22 protein-coding genes and 1 riboswitch are annotated in these 20,629 nt (G+C 71.1%); of the genes, 12 read left to right on the top strand and 10 right to left on the bottom strand.

Features of this window, described 5'->3' with window-relative positions; genetic code table 11:
* Nucleotides 1–239 precede the first annotated feature (239 nt).
* From ABZ192_RS22560 to thrC, 3 genes are all read right to left on the bottom strand, one after another.
* Nucleotides 240–443, bottom strand: coding sequence for a cold-shock protein (locus ABZ192_RS22560; protein ID WP_010035953.1), 204 nt, complete (start codon nucleotides 441–443; stop codon nucleotides 240–242).
* A 447-nt stretch (nucleotides 444–890) separates the two neighbouring features.
* The gene (locus tag ABZ192_RS22555) at nucleotides 891–1,166 is read right to left on the bottom strand and encodes a ubiquitin-like small modifier protein 1 (protein ID WP_010035955.1); all 276 of its coding nucleotides are present in this window, start codon (nucleotides 1,164–1,166) and stop codon (nucleotides 891–893) included.
* Nucleotides 1,167–1,294: 128 nt separating this feature from the next.
* A complete protein-coding gene (gene thrC, locus ABZ192_RS22550) occupies nucleotides 1,295–2,581 on the bottom strand; it encodes a threonine synthase (protein WP_356926236.1) in 1,287 nt (428 codons plus the stop codon).
* A 15-nt stretch (nucleotides 2,582–2,596) separates the two neighbouring features.
* A riboswitch (SAM riboswitch) is annotated at nucleotides 2,597–2,751 on the bottom strand.
* 155 nt (nucleotides 2,752–2,906) lie between these two features.
* On the opposite strand from thrC, the gene ABZ192_RS22545 reads away from it, so the two are divergent.
* The 3 genes from ABZ192_RS22545 (at nucleotide 2,907) to otsB (ending at nucleotide 6,175) form a co-directional block, all read left to right on the top strand.
* The gene (locus ABZ192_RS22545) at nucleotides 2,907–3,851 is read left to right on the top strand and encodes a glucosyl-3-phosphoglycerate synthase (RefSeq protein WP_356926235.1); all 945 of its coding nucleotides are present in this window, start codon (nucleotides 2,907–2,909) and stop codon (nucleotides 3,849–3,851) included.
* A 73-nt stretch (nucleotides 3,852–3,924) separates the two neighbouring features.
* Nucleotides 3,925–5,313 (top strand): trehalose-6-phosphate synthase, encoded by a 1,389-nt coding sequence (locus ABZ192_RS22540; protein ID WP_356926234.1) that lies wholly within the window; start codon nucleotides 3,925–3,927, stop codon nucleotides 5,311–5,313.
* Between the two features lie 7 nt (nucleotides 5,314–5,320).
* Nucleotides 5,321–6,175: a trehalose-phosphatase gene (gene otsB / locus ABZ192_RS22535; protein ID WP_356926233.1), complete on the top strand. Its 855-nt coding sequence runs from the start codon at nucleotides 5,321–5,323 to the stop codon at nucleotides 6,173–6,175.
* A 6-nt stretch (nucleotides 6,176–6,181) separates the two neighbouring features.
* Here the strand turns inward: otsB and ABZ192_RS22530 are convergent, their stop codons facing one another.
* On the bottom strand, nucleotides 6,182–6,427 hold the full coding sequence (locus ABZ192_RS22530) for a DUF3263 domain-containing protein (RefSeq protein ID WP_356926232.1): 246 nt from the start codon (nucleotides 6,425–6,427) through the stop codon (nucleotides 6,182–6,184).
* Nucleotides 6,428–6,462: 35 nt separating this feature from the next.
* Entirely contained in the window at nucleotides 6,463–7,716 is a 1,254-nt protein-coding gene (locus ABZ192_RS22525) for an extracellular solute-binding protein (RefSeq protein WP_356926231.1), read from the bottom strand.
* A 132-nt stretch (nucleotides 7,717–7,848) separates the two neighbouring features.
* On the opposite strand from ABZ192_RS22525, the gene ABZ192_RS22520 reads away from it, so the two are divergent.
* The 3 genes from ABZ192_RS22520 (at nucleotide 7,849) to ABZ192_RS22510 (ending at nucleotide 11,054) form a co-directional block, all read left to right on the top strand.
* Complete coding sequence (locus tag ABZ192_RS22520) at nucleotides 7,849–8,790, top strand: ROK family protein (protein ID WP_356926230.1); 942 nt, start codon at nucleotides 7,849–7,851, stop codon at nucleotides 8,788–8,790.
* A complete protein-coding gene (nagA, locus tag ABZ192_RS22515; protein ID WP_356926229.1) occupies nucleotides 8,790–10,001 on the top strand; it encodes an N-acetylglucosamine-6-phosphate deacetylase in 1,212 nt (403 codons plus the stop codon). Before ABZ192_RS22520 ends, nagA begins: the two co-directional genes overlap by 1 nt.
* 123 nt (nucleotides 10,002–10,124) lie before the next feature.
* Nucleotides 10,125–11,054: a 1-phosphofructokinase family hexose kinase gene (locus ABZ192_RS22510; RefSeq protein ID WP_356926228.1), complete on the top strand. Its 930-nt coding sequence runs from the start codon at nucleotides 10,125–10,127 to the stop codon at nucleotides 11,052–11,054.
* A 3-nt stretch (nucleotides 11,055–11,057) separates the two neighbouring features.
* On the opposite strand, the gene ABZ192_RS22505 is transcribed toward ABZ192_RS22510, so the two are convergent.
* Together ABZ192_RS22505 and cdgB are read right to left on the bottom strand one after the other, a co-directional pair.
* Nucleotides 11,058–12,014, bottom strand: coding sequence for a CBM35 domain-containing protein (locus ABZ192_RS22505; RefSeq protein ID WP_356926227.1), 957 nt, complete (start codon nucleotides 12,012–12,014; stop codon nucleotides 11,058–11,060).
* 118 nt (nucleotides 12,015–12,132) lie between these two features.
* Nucleotides 12,133–13,794 (bottom strand): diguanylate cyclase CdgB, encoded by a 1,662-nt coding sequence (cdgB, locus tag ABZ192_RS22500; RefSeq protein ID WP_356926226.1) that lies wholly within the window; start codon nucleotides 13,792–13,794, stop codon nucleotides 12,133–12,135.
* A 392-nt stretch (nucleotides 13,795–14,186) separates the two neighbouring features.
* Between cdgB and ABZ192_RS22495 the strand changes: the two genes are divergently transcribed.
* Both ABZ192_RS22495 and ABZ192_RS22490 read left to right on the top strand, forming a co-directional pair.
* Nucleotides 14,187–14,771 carry a flavin reductase family protein gene (locus tag ABZ192_RS22495; RefSeq protein WP_356926225.1) on the top strand — a complete coding sequence of 195 codons (585 nt, stop codon included), beginning with the start codon at nucleotides 14,187–14,189 and terminating at the stop codon, nucleotides 14,769–14,771.
* 49 nt (nucleotides 14,772–14,820) lie between these two features.
* Nucleotides 14,821–15,288 carry a GNAT family N-acetyltransferase gene (locus ABZ192_RS22490; protein WP_356926224.1) on the top strand — a complete coding sequence of 156 codons (468 nt, stop codon included), beginning with the start codon at nucleotides 14,821–14,823 and terminating at the stop codon, nucleotides 15,286–15,288.
* Here ABZ192_RS22490 and arfB read toward each other — a convergent pair.
* The gene (gene arfB, locus ABZ192_RS22485; RefSeq protein ID WP_356926223.1) at nucleotides 15,285–15,722 is read right to left on the bottom strand and encodes an alternative ribosome rescue aminoacyl-tRNA hydrolase ArfB; all 438 of its coding nucleotides are present in this window, start codon (nucleotides 15,720–15,722) and stop codon (nucleotides 15,285–15,287) included. The genes ABZ192_RS22490 and arfB overlap by 4 nt on opposite strands.
* A gap of 146 nt (nucleotides 15,723–15,868) precedes the next feature.
* On the opposite strand from arfB, the gene ABZ192_RS22480 reads away from it, so the two are divergent.
* On the top strand, nucleotides 15,869–16,444 hold the full coding sequence (locus ABZ192_RS22480) for a TerD family protein (protein WP_010035999.1): 576 nt from the start codon (nucleotides 15,869–15,871) through the stop codon (nucleotides 16,442–16,444).
* A 281-nt stretch (nucleotides 16,445–16,725) separates the two neighbouring features.
* Entirely contained in the window at nucleotides 16,726–17,250 is a 525-nt protein-coding gene (locus ABZ192_RS22475; protein ID WP_356926222.1) for a GNAT family N-acetyltransferase, read from the top strand.
* A gap of 17 nt (nucleotides 17,251–17,267) precedes the next feature.
* On the opposite strand, the gene ABZ192_RS22470 is transcribed toward ABZ192_RS22475, so the two are convergent.
* Nucleotides 17,268–18,665 (bottom strand): M1 family metallopeptidase, encoded by a 1,398-nt coding sequence (locus ABZ192_RS22470; RefSeq protein WP_356926221.1) that lies wholly within the window; start codon nucleotides 18,663–18,665, stop codon nucleotides 17,268–17,270.
* 37 nt (nucleotides 18,666–18,702) lie between these two features.
* Here ABZ192_RS22470 and ABZ192_RS22465 point away from each other — a divergent pair, with 37 nt between their 5' ends.
* Both ABZ192_RS22465 and ABZ192_RS22460 read left to right on the top strand, forming a co-directional pair.
* A complete protein-coding gene (locus ABZ192_RS22465; RefSeq protein WP_356926327.1) occupies nucleotides 18,703–19,203 on the top strand; it encodes a hypothetical protein in 501 nt (166 codons plus the stop codon).
* A gap of 66 nt (nucleotides 19,204–19,269) precedes the next feature.
* On the top strand, nucleotides 19,270–19,911 hold the full coding sequence (locus ABZ192_RS22460) for a hypothetical protein (RefSeq protein ID WP_356926220.1): 642 nt from the start codon (nucleotides 19,270–19,272) through the stop codon (nucleotides 19,909–19,911).
* A gap of 8 nt (nucleotides 19,912–19,919) precedes the next feature.
* Here ABZ192_RS22460 and ABZ192_RS22455 read toward each other — a convergent pair whose 3' ends face one another.
* The gene (locus ABZ192_RS22455; protein ID WP_356926219.1) at nucleotides 19,920–20,597 is read right to left on the bottom strand and encodes a pentapeptide repeat-containing protein; all 678 of its coding nucleotides are present in this window, start codon (nucleotides 20,595–20,597) and stop codon (nucleotides 19,920–19,922) included.
* Between the last annotated feature and the right edge of the window lie 32 nt (nucleotides 20,598–20,629).

Below are 20,629 nucleotides of genomic sequence, written 5' to 3'. Positions count from 1 at the left end.
GCCCACGGCCCGCGACGGCAAGGAGACCGACGCCGCGAGCGGGTGCGGAGCGCGAACCCGCGCCACCTGCACCGGGGTGGAGGCCGAAGCGCGTTCGGGCGCGGCGAATTTCGACGCCAGGTCGCCCGGCACGCCCGCCAACCGGGCGTCGGCCCGCGAGCAGGCCGAAGGGCCCACACCCCGGGGGGTGCGGGCCCTTCAGAGAAGACCGGTCGCTTGCGCTTGGTCGTGGTGCGCGTTCAGGCAGAGACGCGAACCATGTCGGCCTGCGGTCCCTTCTGGCCCTGCGAGATCTCGAACTCGACCCGCTGGCCCTCCTCCAGGGTGCGGTAGCCGTCCATCTGGATCGCGCTGTAGTGGACGAAAACATCCGCACCACCGTCGACCGCGATGAAGCCGTACCCCTTCTCCGCGTTGAACCACTTGACGGTGCCCTGAGCCATGCCTAACTCCCCTATTACTGGCCCTTGCACAGATCCACACTTCGCGGACCCGGGTCAGACCTCACCCCCCACGGTTGGGGGCGTGCGCCGGAACGCGTCGACCGCGGCTGAATGTATCTGTCCAACTGCCGTCTGCAACAGGTCAATCGGACGAGAATTCTGGACGCGCAGGATCCGGAATGTGGGGAGAATTCGCCAGACTTCAGGGCAAGTCGGACCACACAAAAAGAACAAAAGCCGCGAAAGACGCACACACTTTGGCTACATCTTGTCGGGCGCGCGGCAGGAAATAAGGGCTCCCGATCAGGAGATCGGTGCTGCGTTCCCCAACTGTACCGCGCTCAATCACACAGAATTGCCCCCTCCGCTTCTCTCACGGAGGGGGCAATTCGATGAACTCTCAGTGACCGACGTTACCGAAGGTAATAATCAAGCCGGTCGACCGGTTCAGCCACCCGCGACGGCGGGGATGATCGACACCCCGGCACCGTCCGGCGTCGCCGTCTCCAGCCCCTGCTCGAACCGCACGTCGTCGTCGTTGACGTACACGTTGACGAACCGGCGCAACTTGCCCTGGTCGTCCAGCACCCGGGCGGCGATCCCGGTGTGGTTCTTCTCCAGATCGGCGATGACCTCGCCGAGGGTCGCACCCTCGGCGGCGACCTCGGCCTGCCCGCCGGTGTAGGTACGCAGGATGGTGGGGATGCGAACGGTGACGCTCATCGGGATGTGACCTCCGGTTTTGTTTTGCAGCTACGGCTGGGGCGCGCCCCAGGGGCGCGGGGCTGTGTCGATGTGCGGCTCCGCCGCGTGGGCGCGACCAACCCCCACCGGCCCGCAGCAGACAACGATCAGACGAGCCCAGCCTCACGGAACGAATCAAGGTTGGGACGAATGGTCGCAGTAAGCCCGGTCCCGGCCACCGCATCCAGCGTCTTCAGACCATCCCCCGTGTTCAGCACCACGGTCGTCTTCGACGGGTCGAGCACCCCGTTCTCGACGAGCTTCTTCGCCACACCCACGGTCACACCACCGGCGGTCTCCGCGAAGATGCCCTCGGTCCGGGCGAGGATCTTGATCGCCTCGACGACCTGCTCGTCGTCGACGTCCTCCACCGCACCGCCCGTACGCCGCGCGATGTCGAGCACGTACGGCCCGTCCGCCGGGTTGCCGATCGCCAGCGACTTGGCGATCGTGTCCGGCTTCTGGGGGCGTACGACGTCGTGGCCGGCCTTGTACGCCGTCGACACCGGCGAGCAGCCCTCGGCCTGCGCGCCGAAGATCTTGTACGGCTTGTCCTCGACCAGCCCGAGCTTGATCAGCTCCTGCAGGCCCTTGTCGATCTTCGTGAGCTGTGAGCCGGAGGCGATCGGCACCACGATCTGGTCCGGCAGCTGCCAGCCGAGCTGCTCGCAGATCTCGTACGCCAGGGTCTTGGAGCCCTCCGCGTAGTACGGCCGGAGGTTGACGTTGACGAAGCCCCAGCCCTCGCCGGCCGGGTCGCCGATCAGCTCGGAGCAGAAGCGGTTCACGTCGTCGTAGTTGCCCTCGATGCCGACGAGCTCGCCGCCGTAGACCGCGGCCATGACGACCTTGCCCTGCTCCAGGTCGTGCGGGATGAACACGCAGGAGCGGAAGCCGGCGCGGGCCGCCGCGGCGCCCACGGCGCCGGCGAGGTTGCCGGTGGAGGAGCAGGACAGCGTGGTGAAGCCGAAGGCGCGGGCGGCCTCCAGGGCCTGGGCGACGACCCGGTCCTTGAAGGAGTGCGTCGGGTTGCCGGAGTCGTCCTTGATGAAGAGCTTGCCCGTCTCGACGCCGAGCTCGCGCGCGAGGTTGTCGGCCTTGACGAGCTGGGTCCAGCCCGGGTTGATGTTCGGCTTGGTCGCCACGTCGGCCGGGACCGGCAGCAGCGGGGCGTAGCGCCAGATGTTCGCGGGTCCCGCTTCGATCTTCTTGCGCAGTTCCTCGGTGTCGTAGGCCGAGAAGTCGTAGGCGATCTCCAGCGGACCGAAACACTCCTCGCACGCGAAGACCGGGCCGAGGGGTACGCGGTGACCGCACTCGCGGCAGCTCAGCGCCGCGGCGGGACCGAGGTCTACGGTGGAGTCGGTGGTGCTTGCAACAGTCTGCACAGCCATGTGAGGCGAGGCCCTTCCTCATCTTCCTCACGACGCATCTCGCCGTGAGACGGATTTGGCACCTTCCCGAGCCGGGACCTCGCGGAGCGGTCGACAGTGACCTACGAGTGTCGGCTGGAGGGTTGCCGGGGCTTCATCGGGCCGTATCCCTCTGCCCCTCTGGATGAGCTGTATTCGGTTGTAAACAACGGTTGACCCCGGACATGCGATGGTCATCCGCGTTGTTCAAGACTGTAACCGACGACCAGGACAGTTGAGATAGTCGTCCGAACCGCGAGATGGGTCACAGTCCGTCCCGCCGAGAGTACGCAGAGGAGCCGCCACGGTGCTGGAAGAAGTCGAGCGCTGGCTGAGCACCCGTTCCTGGTCAGCGACCGATCGTCCGCTCCACCAGATCCTGGCCGCCAAGCAGCGCACGGGCCAGACGGTGAGTGTGGTGCTGCCCGCGCTCAACGAGGAGGAGACGGTCGGTGACATCGCCGCGATCATCCGTCACGACCTGATGCGGCAGGTCCCGCTCGTCGACGAGCTGGTCGTCGTCGACTCGGGGTCGACCGACCGCACGTCGGAGGTGGCCGCCGCCGCGGGCGCGACGGTGGTGCACCGCGACGAGATCATCCCGCGGATCCCCGCCGTACCGGGCAAGGGCGAGGTGCTGTGGCGCTCGCTGCTCGTCACGCGCGGGGACATCGTCTGCTTCATCGACGCGGACCTGAAGGACTTCTCGTCCGACTTCGTCTCCGGGATCGTGGGACCACTGCTCACCGACCCGGACGTCGCCCTGGTGAAGGGCATGTACGACCGTCCCCTCGGCGGGGCGGCCGGGCAGGGCGGCCGGGTCACGGAGCTGATGGCCCGCCCGCTGCTCAACATGCACTGGCCGCAGCTGGCCGGGTTCGTGCAGCCGCTCGGCGGCGAGTACGCGGCCCGGCGCTCGCTGCTGGAGCAGCTGCCGTTCCCCGTCGGGTACGGCGTCGAGCTGGGCATGCTGGTCGACGCGCTGCACCTGGTGGGCCTGGACGCCCTCGCCCAGGTGGACGTCGGCGTGCGCAAGCACCGGCACCAGGACGGGCAGGCGCTGGGCCGGATGGCGGCCGCGATCTACCGCACGGCCCAGCTGCGGCTGGCCCGCGGGCATCTGATCCGGCCGTCCCTGACGCAGTTCGAGCGGGGTGGCGACGGCTTCGAGCCGCGCACGTACTCCGTGGACACCGAGGAGCGTCCGCCGATGGTGGAGATCGCCGAGTACCAGGCGCGGAGAGCGGCCTGACCGGGGTCGTTTTCGGCCGGGTGGGGCGGGGCCGCACGTTTGAGCGTTTCCGGGCCGGGCTAGGTTGAGGCGTATGGCTTCGACGTACGGTGCTGCACAGGTGCTGGTGGCGTCCAACCGCGGTCCGGTCTCGTACGCGGTGGGCGATGACGGTTCGCTGAACGCCAAGCGGGGTGGCGGCGGGCTGGTCTCGGGGCTGTCCGCGATCGGCTCGGACGCGGACGCGCTGTGGGTGTGCTCGGCGCTGTCCGACGGCGACCGGGAGGCGGTCCGGCGGGGCGTCGGCGAGGACGGCGTGCGGATGCTGGACATCCCGGCCGACGTGCACGCGGACGCGTACAACGGCATCGCCAACTCGGTGCTGTGGTTCGTGCACCACATGATCTACCAGACGCCGCTGGAGCCGGTCTTCGACGCGGAGTTCCGACGCCAGTGGGCGTCCTACGAGACGTACAACCGGGCGTTCGCCGAGGCGCTGGCCGAGGAGGCGGCGCAGGGCGCGGCGGTCGTGGTGCAGGACTACCACCTCACCCTGGTGCCGGGCATGCTCCGCGAGCTGCGGCCGGACCTGAGGATCGGCCACTTCTCGCACACGCCGTGGGCGCCGCCCGAGTACTTCCGGATGCTGCCGGACGACGTGGCCGGGCAGGTGCTGCGCGGCATGCTGGGCGCGGACCGGCTGGGCTTCCTCACGCAGCGCTGGGCGGACGCGTTCACCGCGTGCGCCGAGCAGTTCGCCGGCGGGCTCGGCGGCACGCGGATCGGCGTGCACGGGCTGGGTGCCGACGCGGACTTCCTGCGCAAGCGGTCGCACGAGCAGGACGTCGAGGAGCGGATGGCCGCACTCCGGGAGGAGATCGGCGAAGGCCGCCGCACCATCGTCCGGGTCGACCGCACCGAGCTGTCGAAGAACATCGTGCGCGGCCTGCTGGCCTACCGCCGGCTGCTTCAGACCCACGCCGAGTGGCGCGAGCGCGTGGTGCACGTGGCCTTCGCGTATCCCTCGCGCCAGGACCTCGCGGTGTACCGGGAGTACACGGCCGAGGTGCAGCGGGTCTCGGAGGAGATCAACGCCGAGTTCGGGACGCCGGGGTGGACCCCGGTCGTCCTCAACCTCAAGGACGACTTCGCCCGCTCCCTGGCCGCGTACCGGCTGGCCGACGTAGCGCTCGTCAACCCCATCCGGGACGGCATGAACCTCGTCGCCAAGGAGGTCCCGGTCGTCTCCGACGAGGGCTGCGCCCTGGTGCTGTCGCGGGAGGCCGGGGCCTTCGAGGAGCTGGGCGAGGACGCGATCGTGGTGAACCCGTACGACGTGACGGGGACGGCGGCGGCCCTGCACGAGGCGCTGTCGATGCGCCCGGAGGAACGGGCCGAGCGCAGCAAGCGGCTGGCAGCGGCGGCGACCGCGCTGCCGCCGGCGCAGTGGTTCCTGGACCAGCTCGACGCGTTGAGGGGCTGAGCGGCGGATGAGCAGCACCACGCCGGCGTGGCAGCCGCTGCCCCCTCCCGTGACCAAGGCGGGCCTGGAGGGTCTGGACGCCCTCCTCGACCGCCCCGGCCGGGCGCTGATCGGCCTCGACTTCGACGGGACGCTCGCGCCGATCGTGGCCGACCCCGAGCAGGCCCGGGCCCATCCGGACGCCGTACCCGCGCTGGCCGCGCTCGCGCCGAAGGTCGCCGCCGTGGCGGTGATCACCGGGCGGCCCGCCGAGGTCGCCGTGCGTAACGGCGGCTTCGCGGACGCCCCGGGCCTGGAACACCTCGTGGTCCTCGGCCACTACGGCGCCGAGCGCTGGGACGCCCGCACCGGCGAGATCAGCGCCCCCGAGCCGCATCCGGGCGTGGCCGCCGTACGCGCCGAGCTGCCCGAGCTCCTCGACCGGTTCGGCGCGTCGCAGGGGACCTGGATCGAGGACAAGGGCCGGTCCGTGGCGGTGCACACCCGCCGGGCCGCCGACCCGCAGGCCACGCTGGACTCCCTGCGCGATCCGCTCGCCGGCCTGGCCGGCCGCCACGGCCTGATCGTGGAGCCCGGCCGGATGGTCCTCGAACTCCGCCCGCCCGGCATGGACAAGGGCGCCGCCCTCACCGGGTTCGCGCGGGAGATCGGCGCCGGGTCCGTCCTCTTCGCCGGAGACGACCTGGGCGACCTGCCCGCCTACGCGGCCGTCGACACGCTCCGCTCGGACGGCACCCCGGGCCTGCTGGTGTGCAGCGGCAGCGACGAGGTGACCGAGCTGAGGGAACGGGCGGACGTGGTGGTGGACGGCCCGGAGGGTGTCGTACGCCTGCTGCGCGCACTGGCGGACCGGCTGCCGTAATGCCTGTCAGCGCTCCGCCCGGCGCCTCTCCCGGATCCGCCGCAGCCGGTTCACCGTCACCGGGTCGTGGGCCAGGGCCCGGGGGTCGTCCAGCAAGGCGTTGAGGAGCTGGTAGTAGCGCACCGGGGCGAGGCCCAGCTCCTCCCGTATGGCCCGTTCCTTCGCGCCCGGCCCGGAGAAACCACGGCGTTCGAGCGCCAGGATGTCCCGCTCCCTGCGCCCGAGCCGCTCGTCATCCGTGTCCTCGTCCATGCCAGGCACCGTAACGCCCGCCACCGACAGCGGGACTACTCCGCGCTCTCCGCCCGGGTCGCCACCGCCTGGAGGTGGCCCAGGACGCCCGAGGGGCTGCCGGTGGGCGCGACGGCCTTGCCGATCTGCTTCTTCACCTCGGCGCTGACATCGGCCCAGGAGGTCTTGCCGACCGGGTAGAGCTCGGAGGCCACGAGCTCCTCCAGGAAGGGCTTGAGGTGCCGGTCCCGGCCGGAGTCGGCCATGGCCTGGGACGCGGAGCTGGTGACCGGCAGCAGGTCGTACTCGCGGGAGAAGGCCAGCACGTTCTTCTCGCTGTAGACGAAGTCGAGGAAGTCGCCGACCTGGTCGCGGTGGCCGTTCTTCCGGAAGGCCGTCATCCAGTCGGCGACACCGAGCGTGGACTTGCTCGGGCCCTCCTTGCCGGGGGTCGGCACCATGCCGTACTCGACGCCGTGCTTGGCGGCGATCTTCATCAGGGAGGGGTGGCCGTTGAGCATGCCGACCTCGCCCTTGGCGAAGGCGGCGAACGCGGCGGCCCGGTTCAGCTCGCCGGGCGCGACCGGCCCGGTCAGATCCTTGGCGACCAGTTCGTTCTTCAGCCAGGAGAAGGTGTCGATGTTCTCCGGGGAGTCGATGCCGTAGCTGTCGACGCTGTCGGTGTAGCCGCCCCCGCCGCTGAGCATCCACTGCAGGGTCTCGGCCTGCGCCTCCTCCGGGCCGAGGGGCAGCGCGTAGGGGTACTTCACGCCCTCGCCCTTGAGCGCCTCGGCGTCGTCGGCCAGGTCGCCCCAGGTCTTGGGCGGGGTGATGCCGGCCTTGGCGAAGAGGGTCTTGTTGTAGAAGAGCACGCGGGTGGAGGAGGCGAACGGCATGCCGTACTGCACGCCCTTGACCTGTCCCGCGGAGGCCAGCTGCCCGACGAAGTCGGCCTGCACGGGTATGGAGAGCAGGTCGTCGGCCTTGTAGAGCTGGTTCTGCGCCGCGTAGTCGGCGTACGCGCCGATCTGCGCCATGTCCGGCGGGTCACCGGCGGCGACCATCTCCCTGACCTTGCGGTCGACGTCGTTCCAGGAGTAGACGCTGACGTCGATCTTGACGCCGGGGTGGTCGGCCTCGTACTCCTCGACGAGCTCGTCCCAGTACTTCTTGGAGCTGTTGGCCGCACTGTCTCCGTAGTCGGCGGCGACCAGCTTCAGGGTCACGTCGGCCGAGCCGCCCGTCACGCCACAGCCGCCGAGGACCGCCGTCATGCCCAGTGCGGACACCACCGCGATCGTTCCTGCCATCCACCGCCGCTGCACCGCTGTTCTTCCCCAACCCTGGCGTGACCGCCGACGAAAGCTTTCGATAATCGGAACAAGGTCTACACCACGTGAGTGGACTAGACCTCTTGCGGGTCCCCGGGTCACACTGTCCACGTGAGACATGTCATCGCCCTCGACGTGGGCGGCACCGGGATGAAGGCCGCTCTGGCCGGTCCGCAGGGCGAGCTGCTGCACCGGGCCCGCCGCCCCACCGGACGCGACCACGGACCCGACGCCGTGGTCGCGGGCATCCTCGACTTCGCCGCCGAGCTGCGCGCGTACGGCGCCGAGCAGTTCGGCACGCCCGCGTCGGCCGCCGGCGTGGCCGTCCCCGGCATCGTCGACGAGGCGCGGGGCGTCGCCGCCTACGCGGCGAACCTCGGCTGGCGCGACGTCCCCCTGCGCGACCTGCTGGCGCAGCGGCTGGACATCCCCGTCGCCCTCGGCCACGACGTGCGCACCGGCGGCCTCGCCGAGGGCCGGATCGGCGCGGGCCGGGGCGCGGACCGGTTCCTGTTCGTCGCGCTGGGCACCGGCATCGCGGGCGCCATCGGCGTCGACGGCCGGGTCGAGGCGGGCGCGCACGGCTTCGCGGGCGAGGTCGGCCACATCGTCGTACGCCCCGGCGGGACCCCCTGCCCCTGCGGCCAGCGCGGCTGCCTGGAGCGCTTCTCCTCGGCGGCGGCGGTGAGCGAGGCGTGGGCGACGGCCTGCGGCGACCCGGACGCGGACGCGGCGGCCTGCGCGAAGGCCGTCGAGTCGGGCGATCCGAGGGCTCAGGCGGTCTGGCAGGACGCCGTGGACGCTCTGGCCGACGGCCTGGTCACGGCCCTCACCTTGCTGGACCCACGCGTCCTGATCATCGGCGGCGGTCTGGCGGAGGCGGGGGAGACGTTGTTCACACCGCTCAGGGAAGCCATCCGTCACCGCATCACCTTCCAGAAACAGCCGACGCTCGTCCCCGCGGCGCTCGGGGACAGCGCCGGTTGTCTGGGGGCGGGCCTGCTGGCCTGGGATCTTCTGTCGTCGACCGACCGTTCGGAGGTAACCACCTGATGGCAACGCCCCCAGGGGCGCGGGGAACTGCGCGACCAGCCACAACGCACCCGCACCCCGCAACGGCCGGACACCCCACGGTCCTCACCGGCGCGACCGTCGTCCTCCCCACAGGAGCCGTCGAAAACGGCCAGGTGACCATCGACGGCACCCGCATCACGGGAGCGGCACCCGAAAACGCCCAGGTCATCGACGTAACCGGCCACTACGTCATCCCCGGCTTCATCGACATCCACAACCACGGCGGCGGCGGAGCCTCCTTCACCTCCGGCTCGGTCGAGGACATCCTCAAGGGCATCCACACCCACCGCCTCCACGGCACGACCACCCTGGTCGCCTCGACCGTCACCGGCGACATGGACTTCCTCACCCAGCGCGCGGGCCTGCTGAGCGAGCTGGCCGAGCAGGGCGAAATCGCCGGCATCCACTTCGAGGGCCCGTTCATCTCCCCCTGCCGCAAGGGCGCGCACTCCGAGGCACTGCTGCGCGACCCGGACCCGGCGGAGGTCCGCAAACTGATCGACGCGGCCCGGGGCAGGGCGACGATGGTCACGCTGGCCACCGAGCTGCCCGGCGGCACCGACTCCGTACGCCTCCTGGCCGAACACGGCGTGATCGCGGCGATCGGCCACACCGACGCGACGTACGAGCAGACGGTCGAGGCCATCGACGCGGGCGCGACGGTCGCCACCCACCTGTTCAACGCGATGCCGCCGCTCGGCCACCGCTCCCCCGGCCCGATCGCCGCGCTCCTGGAGGACGACCGGATCACCATCGAGCTGATCGACGACGGCACGCATCTGCACCCCGCCGCACTCCAGCTGGCGTTCCACCGCGCGGGCGCGGACCGGGTGGCGTTCATCACGGACGCGATGGACGCGGCCGGTTTCGGCGACGGCCGCTACTGGCTGGGCCCGCTGGAGGTGGAGGTCGCCGACGGCGTGGCCCGCCTGCTGGCGGACGGCACGATCGCCGGCTCGACCCTCACCCTGGACAGCGCCTTCAAACGGGCGGTGACGGTCGACGGCCTCTCCGTCGAGGACGCGGTGAAGGCACTCTCGGCGACCCCCGCCCGCCTGCTCGGCATGGACGACCGGATCGGCTCCCTGGAGCCCGGCAAGGACGCGGACCTGGTGCTCCTGGACGCGGACTACGAGCTCAAGGGCGTGATGCGCCGTGGCGAATGGGTGGTCGGTCCCCAACTGCGCTGATCCGTCCCGCGGTAGGGAGACGGTGGCCGACTCCAGGACTGGGCCGACCGCCGTCTCTTTGGCATGATCGGACTACCTGAACGTTCACGGCGGCAAGCGCATTCTCGGGGGAGGTCGGCCCAGGTGATCCTCACGGTCACGCTGAACACCGCTCTCGACATCACCTACCGCGTCCGGTCCCTCCGGCCGCACGCCTCCCACCGCGTCTCCGAGGTGACGGAACGCCCCGGCGGCAAGGGCGTCAACGTGGCCCGGGTGCTCGCCGCGCTCGGGCACGAGGTGACGGTGACCGGTTTCGCGGGCGGGGCGACGGGGCGGGTCGTACAGGAGCTGCTCGCCGCGGTGCCGGGCGTGGTGGACGCGCTGGTCCCCGTCTCGGGCGCGACCCGCCGCACGATAGCCGTGGTCGACTCCCAGACCGGCGACACGACGCAGCTCAACGAACCGGGCCCGACGGTCACGCCCGCCGAATGGTCGGCCTTCCAGGAGGCCTACGAGGACCTGCTGCCGTCCGCCTCGGCGGTGGCCCTGTGCGGCAGCCTCCCACCGGGCGTGCCGGTCGGTGCGTACGCCGGCCTGGTCCGTACGGCCCGTGCCGCCGGTGTCCCGGTCCTCCTGGACACGAGCGGCGAAGCGCTGCGCCGGGGCGTCGCGGCCCGCCCGGACATCATCAAGCCGAACGCCGACGAACTGGCGGAACTCACCGGCTCCCACGAGCCCCTGCGCGCCACGCAGGACGCCCGCCGCCGGGGCGCGGCCGCGGTCGTGGCGTCCCTGGGCCCGGAAGGCCTCCTCGCCGCCACTCGAGACGGCCGCTGGCGAGCCACCCCACCGACCTCCGTCCGAGGCAACCCGACAGGCGCAGGCGACTCAGCGGTCGCGGGCCTGCTGTCGGGCCTGGTGGAACACCTTCCCTGGCCGGACCGCCTGGCCCGGGCGGTGGCCCTGTCGGCAGCGACGGTCTCGGCACCGGTTGCGGGGGAGTTCGACCGGGGGGTGTACGAGGAGCTGCTGGGGAGGGTGGCGGTCACCGGCGAGGCGTCGGCGGCCTGAAGGTCAGCTCTTGACCCAGCCCTTCACCAGCCACATCTGGTCGAGGAGAGCGTCACACTGGTTGCCCTGCTCGCAGGAAACCTTGATCGTGTTGGTGCCCTTGTTGAGCTCCATGTAGTTGTAGGTCTTCGTCCAGCCCTTGGCGAAATCACCCTCGGGGCCGCCCGCCCAGTTCTTCAGCTCGACGGGTCGGTTGGAAGGCGTGCCGTTGATCGTGAGAGTGGCGTTCTGGTCCTTGCCGGGCACGCTGTAGCCGACGAACAGGCTGTACTTGCCCGCCTTCGGGATGCCGTTGACGGTCCAGGTCACCGAGGCACCGACCCGGTTGAACCCGGTGACGTAGACACCGCCGGCGGCCTTGGCCCCCTTGATGTCCGTGGCGGTCGTCATGCCGGGCGAGAGCCTGAGGGTCTTCACGTCGGCCGCCGGCAGGTCCTCCTCGCTCGCCGCGCCACTGCTGCTCGGCGACGGGCTCGGCTTCGCGTTCTGGGACTGGGTCGGGGTCGTGCCCGTCTTGTCGGACGCGTCGTCCTTGTCCTTGTCGCCGCCCAGCATGGCCACGCCGATGCCGATGACGACCGCGGCGACCACCGCGATCGCGCCGATCAGCAGGCCCTTGGTGTTGGGGCCGCGGCCACCACGGCCGCCGCCACCGCCGCCCGGCACCTGCTGGTGGGCTGTGGGCGCACCGCCGGGCAGCGTCTCGGGTGCCGCGTAGTGCGCGTTCGGCCGGCCGGGAGCGCTCTGCTGCGGGACCTGGCCGTACGGTGCGGTCTGGCTCGCCTGCGGCTGCTGGCCGTACTGGCGCGTGCCGACCGCCCGCACCCGGTTGACCGAGTTCGGGTAGCCGTAGCCGCCCCCGGACGGCGGCTGGGCCCCGTTGGCCTGCCCGTCGGCGTAGAGATAGCCGAACGGGTCGTCGTCCTCGGGCGTGCTCGCGCCGTTGTTGCCGGGCGTCATCCCTTGGTCTCCTCAGTCGGGTGCGGTGCATGCGGTACGGGTCGTGAGAACGCGAGCCTACCCGCTCCCAGTGACCCAAACAGGTGACTCAGACCGCATCCACTCGCTGACCTGGGGCTCAGCCCGCGCGTCTGTGTTGTTTGGGACGAGATCGTTTCTCGACGTACATCCGCTCGTCAGCGGATTTCAACACTTCGTCCGCCGTCATTCCACAGTGTGCCCATCCGATGCCGAAGCTGGCGCCGACCCGGACGGCCCGCCCCTCGGCACGGATGGGCTGGATGATCTCGTTCCGCAGACGGACCGCGAGGTCCTGCGCGTCGGCGCGGCCGAGCCCGTCGGCGAGGATGACGAATTCGTCACCACCGAGCCGGGCGACGGTGTCGCCGTCGCGGACGCCGTTGCTCAGCCGGCGGGCGACCTCGATGAGAACCGCGTCACCCGCGTTGTGCCCGAACCGGTCGTTGATCGACTTGAAGCCGTCGAGGTCGCAGAAGAGGACGGCGAGACCCTTGGTGCCGTCGTCGTGGTCGCCGTCCGGGGCGACGGTGTGCACATGGTGGTCGTAGGCGTCGAACGGCTCGGTGCTCGGCCCGGCGTCGAAGGCGTGGCCGATCGCGTCGAACGCGGGATGGCCGAAGGCCGCGTCGTGGGACTCGACGATGCCGGGGTGCGAGGGCGCGGCGCGCTGGCACAGCCGGGCGGACAGGCGGGAGCGCAGCTCGGCGGAGTTCGGCAGGCCCGTGAGCGAGTCGTGGGAGGCGCGGTGGGCGAGCTGGAGCTCGCGGCGCTTGCGCTCCTCGATGTCCTCGACGTGGGTGAGGAGGAAGCGCGGGCCGTCGGCGGCGTCCGCCACCACGCTGTTGCGCAGGCTGACCCAGACGTAGGTGCCGTCCCGGCGACCGAGGCGCAGCTCGGCCCGGCCGCCCTCGGCGGAGGTGCGCAGCAGCGTGCCTATGTCCTCGGGGTGGACCAGGTCGGAGAACGAGTAGCGGCGCATCGCGGAGGCGGGGCGGCCGAGCAGCCGGCACAGGGCGTCGTTCGTCCGCAGGATCCGGCCGTGCTGGTCGCCGCCCATCTCGGCGATGGCCATGCCGGACGGGGCGTACTCGAAGGCCTGCCTGAAGCTTTCCTCACTGGCCCGCAGCGCCTGCTGCTCACGCTCCAGCCGGACGAGCGCCCGCTGCATGTTGGCGCGCAGCCGGGCGTTGCTGATCGCGATGGCGGCCTGGAAGGCGTACATCTGGAGCGCCTCGCGGCCCCAGGCGCCGGGGCGGCGGCCGTTGCGCGGCCGGTCCACGGACAGCACGCCGATCAGCTCGCCGCAGGCCGCGCTGCCCTGCGGGCCGGGCGCGTACATCGGGGCGAAGAGCCGGTCGGCCGGGTGCCACTCGTCCTCGAAGCGGGGGGCGGGGCCGTCGGTGTACCACTGCGGGACGTCGTCGTCGTCGAGGACCCAGCCCTCGGTGTGCGGTATGAACACCAGGTCGCCCCAGTGCTCGCCCATGCCGAGGCGGCGCTCCCAGGACTCGCGGGAGCCGACGCGGCCGGTGATGAGGGCCTCGGCGGCCGGGTTCCCGGCGAAGGCGGCGACGACGAGGTCGCCGTCGGGCCGTACGAGGTTCACGCACGCCAGCTCGTACCCGAGGGCGGCGACGACGCCCTCCGCGACGGTCTGCAGTGTGTCCGCCAGGCTGCGGGCCGTGTTCATGTCGGCCATGACCTGGTGCAGTTGCCGCAGGGAGGCAAGGCGGACGTAGGGCTCCGACTCGGTCTCCATGCTCGCCCTCCCCCCGAGACCTCGCAGCGAATCAAGGGTTCTCATCGGCGTATCGTCCTGGCAGCTTCCCAGCCACTGAATCACAGCGCGCTGCCCACTCGGTACACAGGGTCAACAATTCCTGCCCCTTGTGACTCAAGTCACAGGCAAACCTGAACAATTGAGTGGAGTTTCTGCGTTCTTCACGTGCGGCTACCGAACGCAAACTTTGTCAGGTGCGCACATATATTTCCCCTGTGACCGCCGAAGGCCCGTCGTGGGTCCGTGGGGAGTCCGTCGGGAGTCCTCGGGAGTCCGTCTGAAGCCCGTCGGAAGCCTGTCAGGAGTCCTAAGACCGTGATCGGGCGGGAGCCCGATGCGGGGCGCCGGGGACGGAGATTAGCGTTTCGGGTGTGCCGAACACTCCCGCTGTCACGTCCGCGATCATTCCGCCGCCCGCCTCCGGGCATGCTGAGGGGGTGAGCAACGACGAGTTCCGCGCCGCCATGTCCCGGCTGGCCTCGGGCGTGGTCCTGGTGACCGCGCAGGAGCCGCCGCTCGACCCGGACGACCCCTCGGCGCCGGGCAGCGAGGACGTGGGCATGACGGCCACGGCCTTCATGTCGGTGTCCCTGGACCCGCCCCTGGTCCTGGTGAGCCTGCGCGAGGGCTCCCGCATGGACGAGCTGCTCGACGAGCAGCCCATGTGGGCTGTCTCGGTCCTCTCCGAGAGCCAGCGGCACATCGCGGGCCGCTTCGCCATGAAGGGCCGCGTCAGCGACCGCCTGCTCTTCGCGGACATCCCGTACACGCGCGGCGAGTACACCGACGCGCCCTTGGTCGGCGGCGCCCTGGCCGTCCTGGAGTGCCGCACCGAGCAGCGGGTCCGGGCCGGCGACCACACCCTCGTCATCGGCCGCGTCCTGACGGCCCGCGTGCCGAGCGCCGAGGGCGGGCCGCTGACGTACTTCCGGGGGCGGTACCGGCACCTGAGGTGACGTGAAAAATCCGGTGGTCCGGGGTGATCGGCGCGCCTAGGGTGCGCGCATGACGAAGACGGGCCCGCGCCTCGAAGAGATCACCGCCGGGAACCTCGATTCCGCACTCGGCATCCGTGTCCGCCCCGATCAGGAACACGCGGTCGCCCCGGTCGTGAAGTCCCTCGCCGAGGCCTATGTGCATCCCGGGGTCGCCTGGCCCCGCCTGATCGTCGACGGCGACCGCCCGGTCGGCTTCCTCATGGCCTTCCTCGACATCGACTGGTACGAGGACGGCAGCGTGCTGCGCTCGGGCCTGTGGCGGCTGAACATCGCGGCCGGGGAGCAAGGCAGGGGCTACGGCCGCTTCGCCGTCGAGTCCGTCGCGCAGGAACTGCGCCGGCGCGGCACCAAGGAGTTCTACGTCACCTGGCATCCCGGCCCCGACGGCCCGGAGGGCTTCTACCTGGGGCTCGGCTTCCGCACGAACGGCGAGACCAGTGGAGGCCAGACGGTCGGAGTGCTGGAGCTGACCTAGTTCCAGTTCTGCGCGGAACGCCCCCGCTTGGTCTCCGAGCGCTGCTTCTTCTCGCGCAGCCGCCGCTCGTTGATGCCCCGGGGGATCCGGGTCGGCTTGCGGGGCTTGGGCGGGGGTGCGGTCGCCTCGGCGAGGAGCGCGGCGAGGCGTACGGCGGCGGTCTCACGGTTGCGCCACTGGGAGCGGTGCTCGGAGGAGCGCACGGTGACGACCCCGTCGACCAGGCGCCCGGCCAGCCGCTCCAGCGCCCGCTTCTTCCACACCTCGGGCAGCGCCTCGGTCCTCGCCAGGTCGAAGCTGAGCTCGACCTTCGAGTCAGTGGTGTTGACGTGCTGCCCGCCCGGCCCCGACGACCGTGAGAAACGCCAGATGAGCTCGGCCTCGGGCAGGGAGACGGAGCCGCGGATGACGTGGGGACCAGACATGCCGTCCATGTTCCCGCTCCTGACCGGTCCACGTCACCCGAATAATCGCGCGTAAAGAAAGTAAAGGACCTGGAACCTCGCGTACCCCTCTCCACGTTCATGGGGGTAGCTGTAGCTTCTTTGCCGTACGTAAACGAGGGAAGGGACTCCCAACAATGGCTGTAAGCCTGTCCAAGGGTGGCAACGTCTCGCTCACCAAGGAGGCTCCGGGCCTGACCGCTGTCACCGTGGGCCTCGGCTGGGACGTCCGCACCACCACCGGCACGGACTTCGACCTCGACGCGTCCGCGATCGCGGTCAACACGCAGGGCAAGGTCTACTCGGACGCCCACTTCGTGTTCTTCAACAACAAGCAGACCCCGGACAACTCGATCGTCCACACCGGTGACAACCGCACGGGTGAGGGCGCCGGCGACGACGAGGCGATCAACGTCAACCTCGCCGCCCTCCCGGCCGACATCGACAAGATCGTCTTCCCGGTGTCCATCTACGACGCCGAGAACCGCTCGCAGAACTTCGGCCAGGTGCGCAACGCCTACATCCGCATCGTCAACCAGGCCGGCGGCGCCGAGATCGCCCGCTACGACCTGTCGGAGGACGCGGCCACGGAGACGGCCATGGTCTTCGGCGAGCTGTACCGCAACGGCGCGGAGTGGAAGTTCCGCGCCGTCGGCCAGGGCTACGCCTCGGGCCTGGTCGGCATCGCCCAGGACTTCGGCGTGAACGTCTGACGTCCGCCCTCACGCGGGGCAGAAGCCCCCGGCGCCGGTTCCACCGGCCCGGGGGCTTCCCCGTCCCGGCCCACCGGCCCGCGGGGGCTTCCCCATCCCCGCCCACCGGCCCGCGGGGACTTCCCCATCCCCGCCCACCGGCCCGCGGGGACTTCCCCATCCCCGCCCACCGGCCCGCGGGGACTTCCCCATCCCGCTCCACCGGCCCGCCCGGGGAGGCTTCCCCGTCCCCGACCCGCGCCCGCGCTACGTTCCCGAACCGCCCGCGATACGTTCCCGATGTGATCCTCGACCCGCTGCTCCCGCCACCCCCCGGCCACGCCCTCCCCGCACCCCTCCTCGCGGAGCTCACGGCCCTCTACGCCTCCAACCACGCGTTCCACACCCTCACCGGCGACTTCCCCGACCCGCACGACATCCGTCCGGAGCAGGTGGCGCACGCCCTGTCGGAGGAATGGGCCCAGCCCGGCACGGAGGTCCTGCTCGCCCGCAGCTTCGGCCTCCTGACCGGGATCGCGATCACCCTGGCCCACCACCCCGACCCCGCCGACCCGGACCCGTGGATCGGCCTCCTGCTGGTGGACGCGAGCCTGCACGGCCAGGGCCACGGCCGCCGCCTGGCCACCCTCGTCGAGGACCGCTTCCGCGCGGCGGACCGCGGCGCCGTACGCCTCGCCGTCCTCGACAACAACCCGAAGGCCCTGGCCTTCTGGACCGCCCTCGGCTACGAGGTCATCGACCATCGCGAGGACCGGGAGATGAAGCGCCCGTGTGCGGTGCTCCGCAAGGAACTCACCGCGTCCTAGGACGCCCTGGCACGCGCTCAGGCCCGCTCCGGCTTCCCCTCCCCGTACAGCCAGTCCTCCCAGATCCGGTCGAAGTCCTTCCCCGGCGCCCGCTTCTCGACGTACGCCGTGAAGTCGGCCGTGTCGGCGTTACCGTGGCGGTGAGCCGCCGCCCAGCCCCGGAGGATGCCGCCGAACGTCTCGTCGCCCACCGCCTGGCGGACCTTGTGGAGGACCATGGCGCCGCGCTGGTAGACGGGGGCTCCGGAGATGTGCGCGGCGTCCACGGGTTTCGCCGGCGGGAAGGTCCACAGATCCTCGTAGGTCTTCTCCCCGTGGTCGTACAGCGCGTCGAAGGTCTCCTGTGCCGTCTCGCCGCCGTGGTCCTCCTCCCACAGCCACTCCGCGTACGTCGCGAAGCCCTCGTTGAGCCACATGTCCCGCCAGCTCTCCGGCGTGACGCAGTCGCCGTACCACTGATGGGCGAGCTCGTGGACGAGGAAGGTGATGTCCGGGGCGCCGGGGAACACAGGCCGATTCTGGGTCTCCAGGGCGTAGCCGATGGCGGGCGCGTGGTCGACGATCGCGCCGGTGGAGGAGAACGGGTACGGGCCGAACCGCCGCTCCGCCCAGCGCAGGACCTCGGGGAGGCGCGCGAGGACCGCACGGCTCCCCTCCTTCTCCGCCGGGTCGACGGCCGTGTACACGGGCAGACCGTCCCGGGCGGTGGAGCGGGAGATGTCGTAGTGGCCGATGGCGAGCGTGGCGAGGTAGCTCGCCATCGGCTCGGCGGTGTGCCAGCGGAAGGCCGTCCGGCCCCGCGCGGTCGTCTCGCCGCGCGGCTCCCCGTTGGACACGGCTCGCAGCCCGCGCGGCACGGTCACCGTGAGGTCGTACGCCGCCTTGTCGGAGGGGTGGTGGTTGCCGGGGAACCAGGCCATCGATCCGGTGGGTTCGCCCAGCGCGAGCGCCCCGTCGGTCGTGCGCAGCCAGCCCTCCTGCGAGCCGTCCGGGTCGGTGACGGTCTCCGGCGCCCCGGAGTAGCCGACGGTCACGCGGAACGTCTCACCCCGGTCGAGATCCTCGCGCGGCCGGACGGTGAGCTCCTGCCCGGCGCGGTTCCAGCGGGCGGTCTCGCCGCCGACGGTCACCTTCCCGACCTCCAGACCGAGCAGGTCGAGGTTGAAGGCGGAGAGGGCCTCGGTGGCCCGGGCGGTGAGGGTGGCCGTGCCGGTGAGGCGGTGTGCGTCCGGGGCGTAGTCGAGGCGCAGGTCGTAGTGGGTGACGTCGTAGCCGCCGTTACCGGCCTTCGGGAAGTACGGGTCGCGCACGCCGGAGCCGCCCGGGGTGCCGTGGACTCCGCCGCCGCACGCGGTGAGGGCCAGGGCTACGGGAACGGCGGTCAGCGCGGGGACAAGACGTACAGATCGGGCCACGGTCGCGATCCTACGGGTGCGTGACACCATCACATCCGTGCTCGACATCGGCTACGCCCTCTCCAACCGCTTCCCCGACCCGCCGCAGACCGACTACCGCCGCGCGGACGTCCGCGCCCTGCGGCACGACCTGTTCTGCGGTGACGTCTATCTGGCGGACACCAAGACCGACCATGAGGTGTCCACAGCCTGGGGATGGGTGCCGGTGCTCGACTTCGCGTGGGCGCTGTGCGACATCGTGGAGCGGATCGACCGGGACCCGGCGGGCTCACGGGCGTCGCGGCCGCAGCGGGCGGAGCTGGACTTCACCGAGTCGACCGACCGGATGCTGTTCGAGCGCCGCTTCGGCTGGGTGGACATCGAGGCCGACTGGATGCGCGCGGAGGAGCCCCCGCTCACCGTCTCCCACTCCGAACTGCGCCGCGAAGCCCGCGACTTCCTGCACGACCTGATCGCCGACCTCACCGACCTGCATGACGACCTCGCCGAGAACCCGGCGATCTGGACGCTCCAGGCGCGTTTCCCCAGGGGCTCCTGACGGGCGCCGGCGACCGCGGTGACACCCTTGTCCGTGATCAGTACCTGACACGGGGAGAGCGGGAGCATGACGCAGGGACGTGTGACCTACGGGCTGGACTACAGGGTGCACCCACCGGCCGTCGTCGGCGACGGACCTGGGCAGGGCACCTCCGTCCGGTTGTGCCGTGACCCCGACAGTCCCGCTCCCGACCGGCTCCGCTCGCTGCGGGCCTTCCATCTGCGCGCCGAGGACGGGACGCCGGTCGCCCGCGTGGTCACGGAGCAGGCCCTGGGGTCCCGGCTGAGCGGGCGCCCGGCGGTGTACCAGGTGCTGGATCCCCACGGCGCGCCGCTCGGGCGGATCACGCTGCGGCGCCGCCGCGCCTTCCGCTGGGGCCGCAGGCGCTGGACCGTCGAGCCGGTGGCCGGCCCCGCCCTCCAGGGGTACGAGGGCCGTCTGGTGTGGTGGGCGCTGTGGTGGCCCGTTGGTTTTCCGGTGTACCTGCTGTTGTTGGTGTGGGCTCTTCTGGCGGGAGACGGCGACGGCTTCGGACCGCCGCGCCGCGTCATCTGGCGCCGCGCCCATCTCGTCTTCCGCGCGGTGGCCGAGGACTACCGGCTGCTGAGCCACGAGGTGGACCCGCGCCTGATCAACGCCCTGATCGCACTGCATCAGTCCTACGACTGCCCGGAACGGGCTGGAACCTGGGGCTGGTACGGGAATTGAGCGGGTGATCAGTCCTCCACCCTGATCCCCCACTGCATCGCCAGCACCGGTGCCAGGTCCAGCAGTTGGCCCGTGCTGATCACCGCCCCGGCCAGGCGGTCCAGGCCGCGGCTGATCTCCAGTGTCACGGCACCGCGCAGGTCGACGTCCTTGAGGGTCGCCGCGTGGAGGTCCGCGCCCTTCAGCGCGCAGTCCACGAACTCCACCCGCTCCAGGCGGGCACCGCCGAAGTCCGGCTCGACCAGGACGCAGCCCTCGAAGACGACGTCTCTGAGCCGGGCCATGCGCAGGTTCAGATAGTCGATCTTGCCACCGCGGATCAGCACGCGCTCCAGCACCGCCGCGTGCATCTGCGTGCCCCCGAGGCGGGCGTCGATCAGCTCGACGTCGCGCAGGGTCGCCTCGGCGAGATGCGTACCGACGCCCCGGATGCCCGTGAGCACCGAGTCCAGGACGGAGGCGTGCGGCAGCCGGACCTCGTCCAGCGCGCACTCCGTCAGGGCGCAGTCCAGGAAGCGGGCCCCCGCCCCGTCCTGCCCCGCGAAGTCCGCCTCCCGGAACTCCAGCCCGTCGTAGTCCCCGTCCGGCTCCAGCCCGCCGCCCGGGAACGGCTCCAGCGCGGGCAGCCGGATCTCCGGTCGCCGCGCGCCCTTCACACCCGTACCGCCCGCTGCTCTCCTCGCCATGCCCCCATGGTTCACCCCACCACTGACAACCG

The sequence above is a fragment of the Streptomyces sp. NPDC006235 genome (assembly GCF_040613735.1).
Lineage (GTDB): Bacteria > Actinomycetota > Actinomycetes > Streptomycetales > Streptomycetaceae > Streptomyces.
The sequence above is the reverse complement of the archived record's forward strand: the minus strand, read 5'-3'. Positions and strand labels throughout refer to the sequence as shown.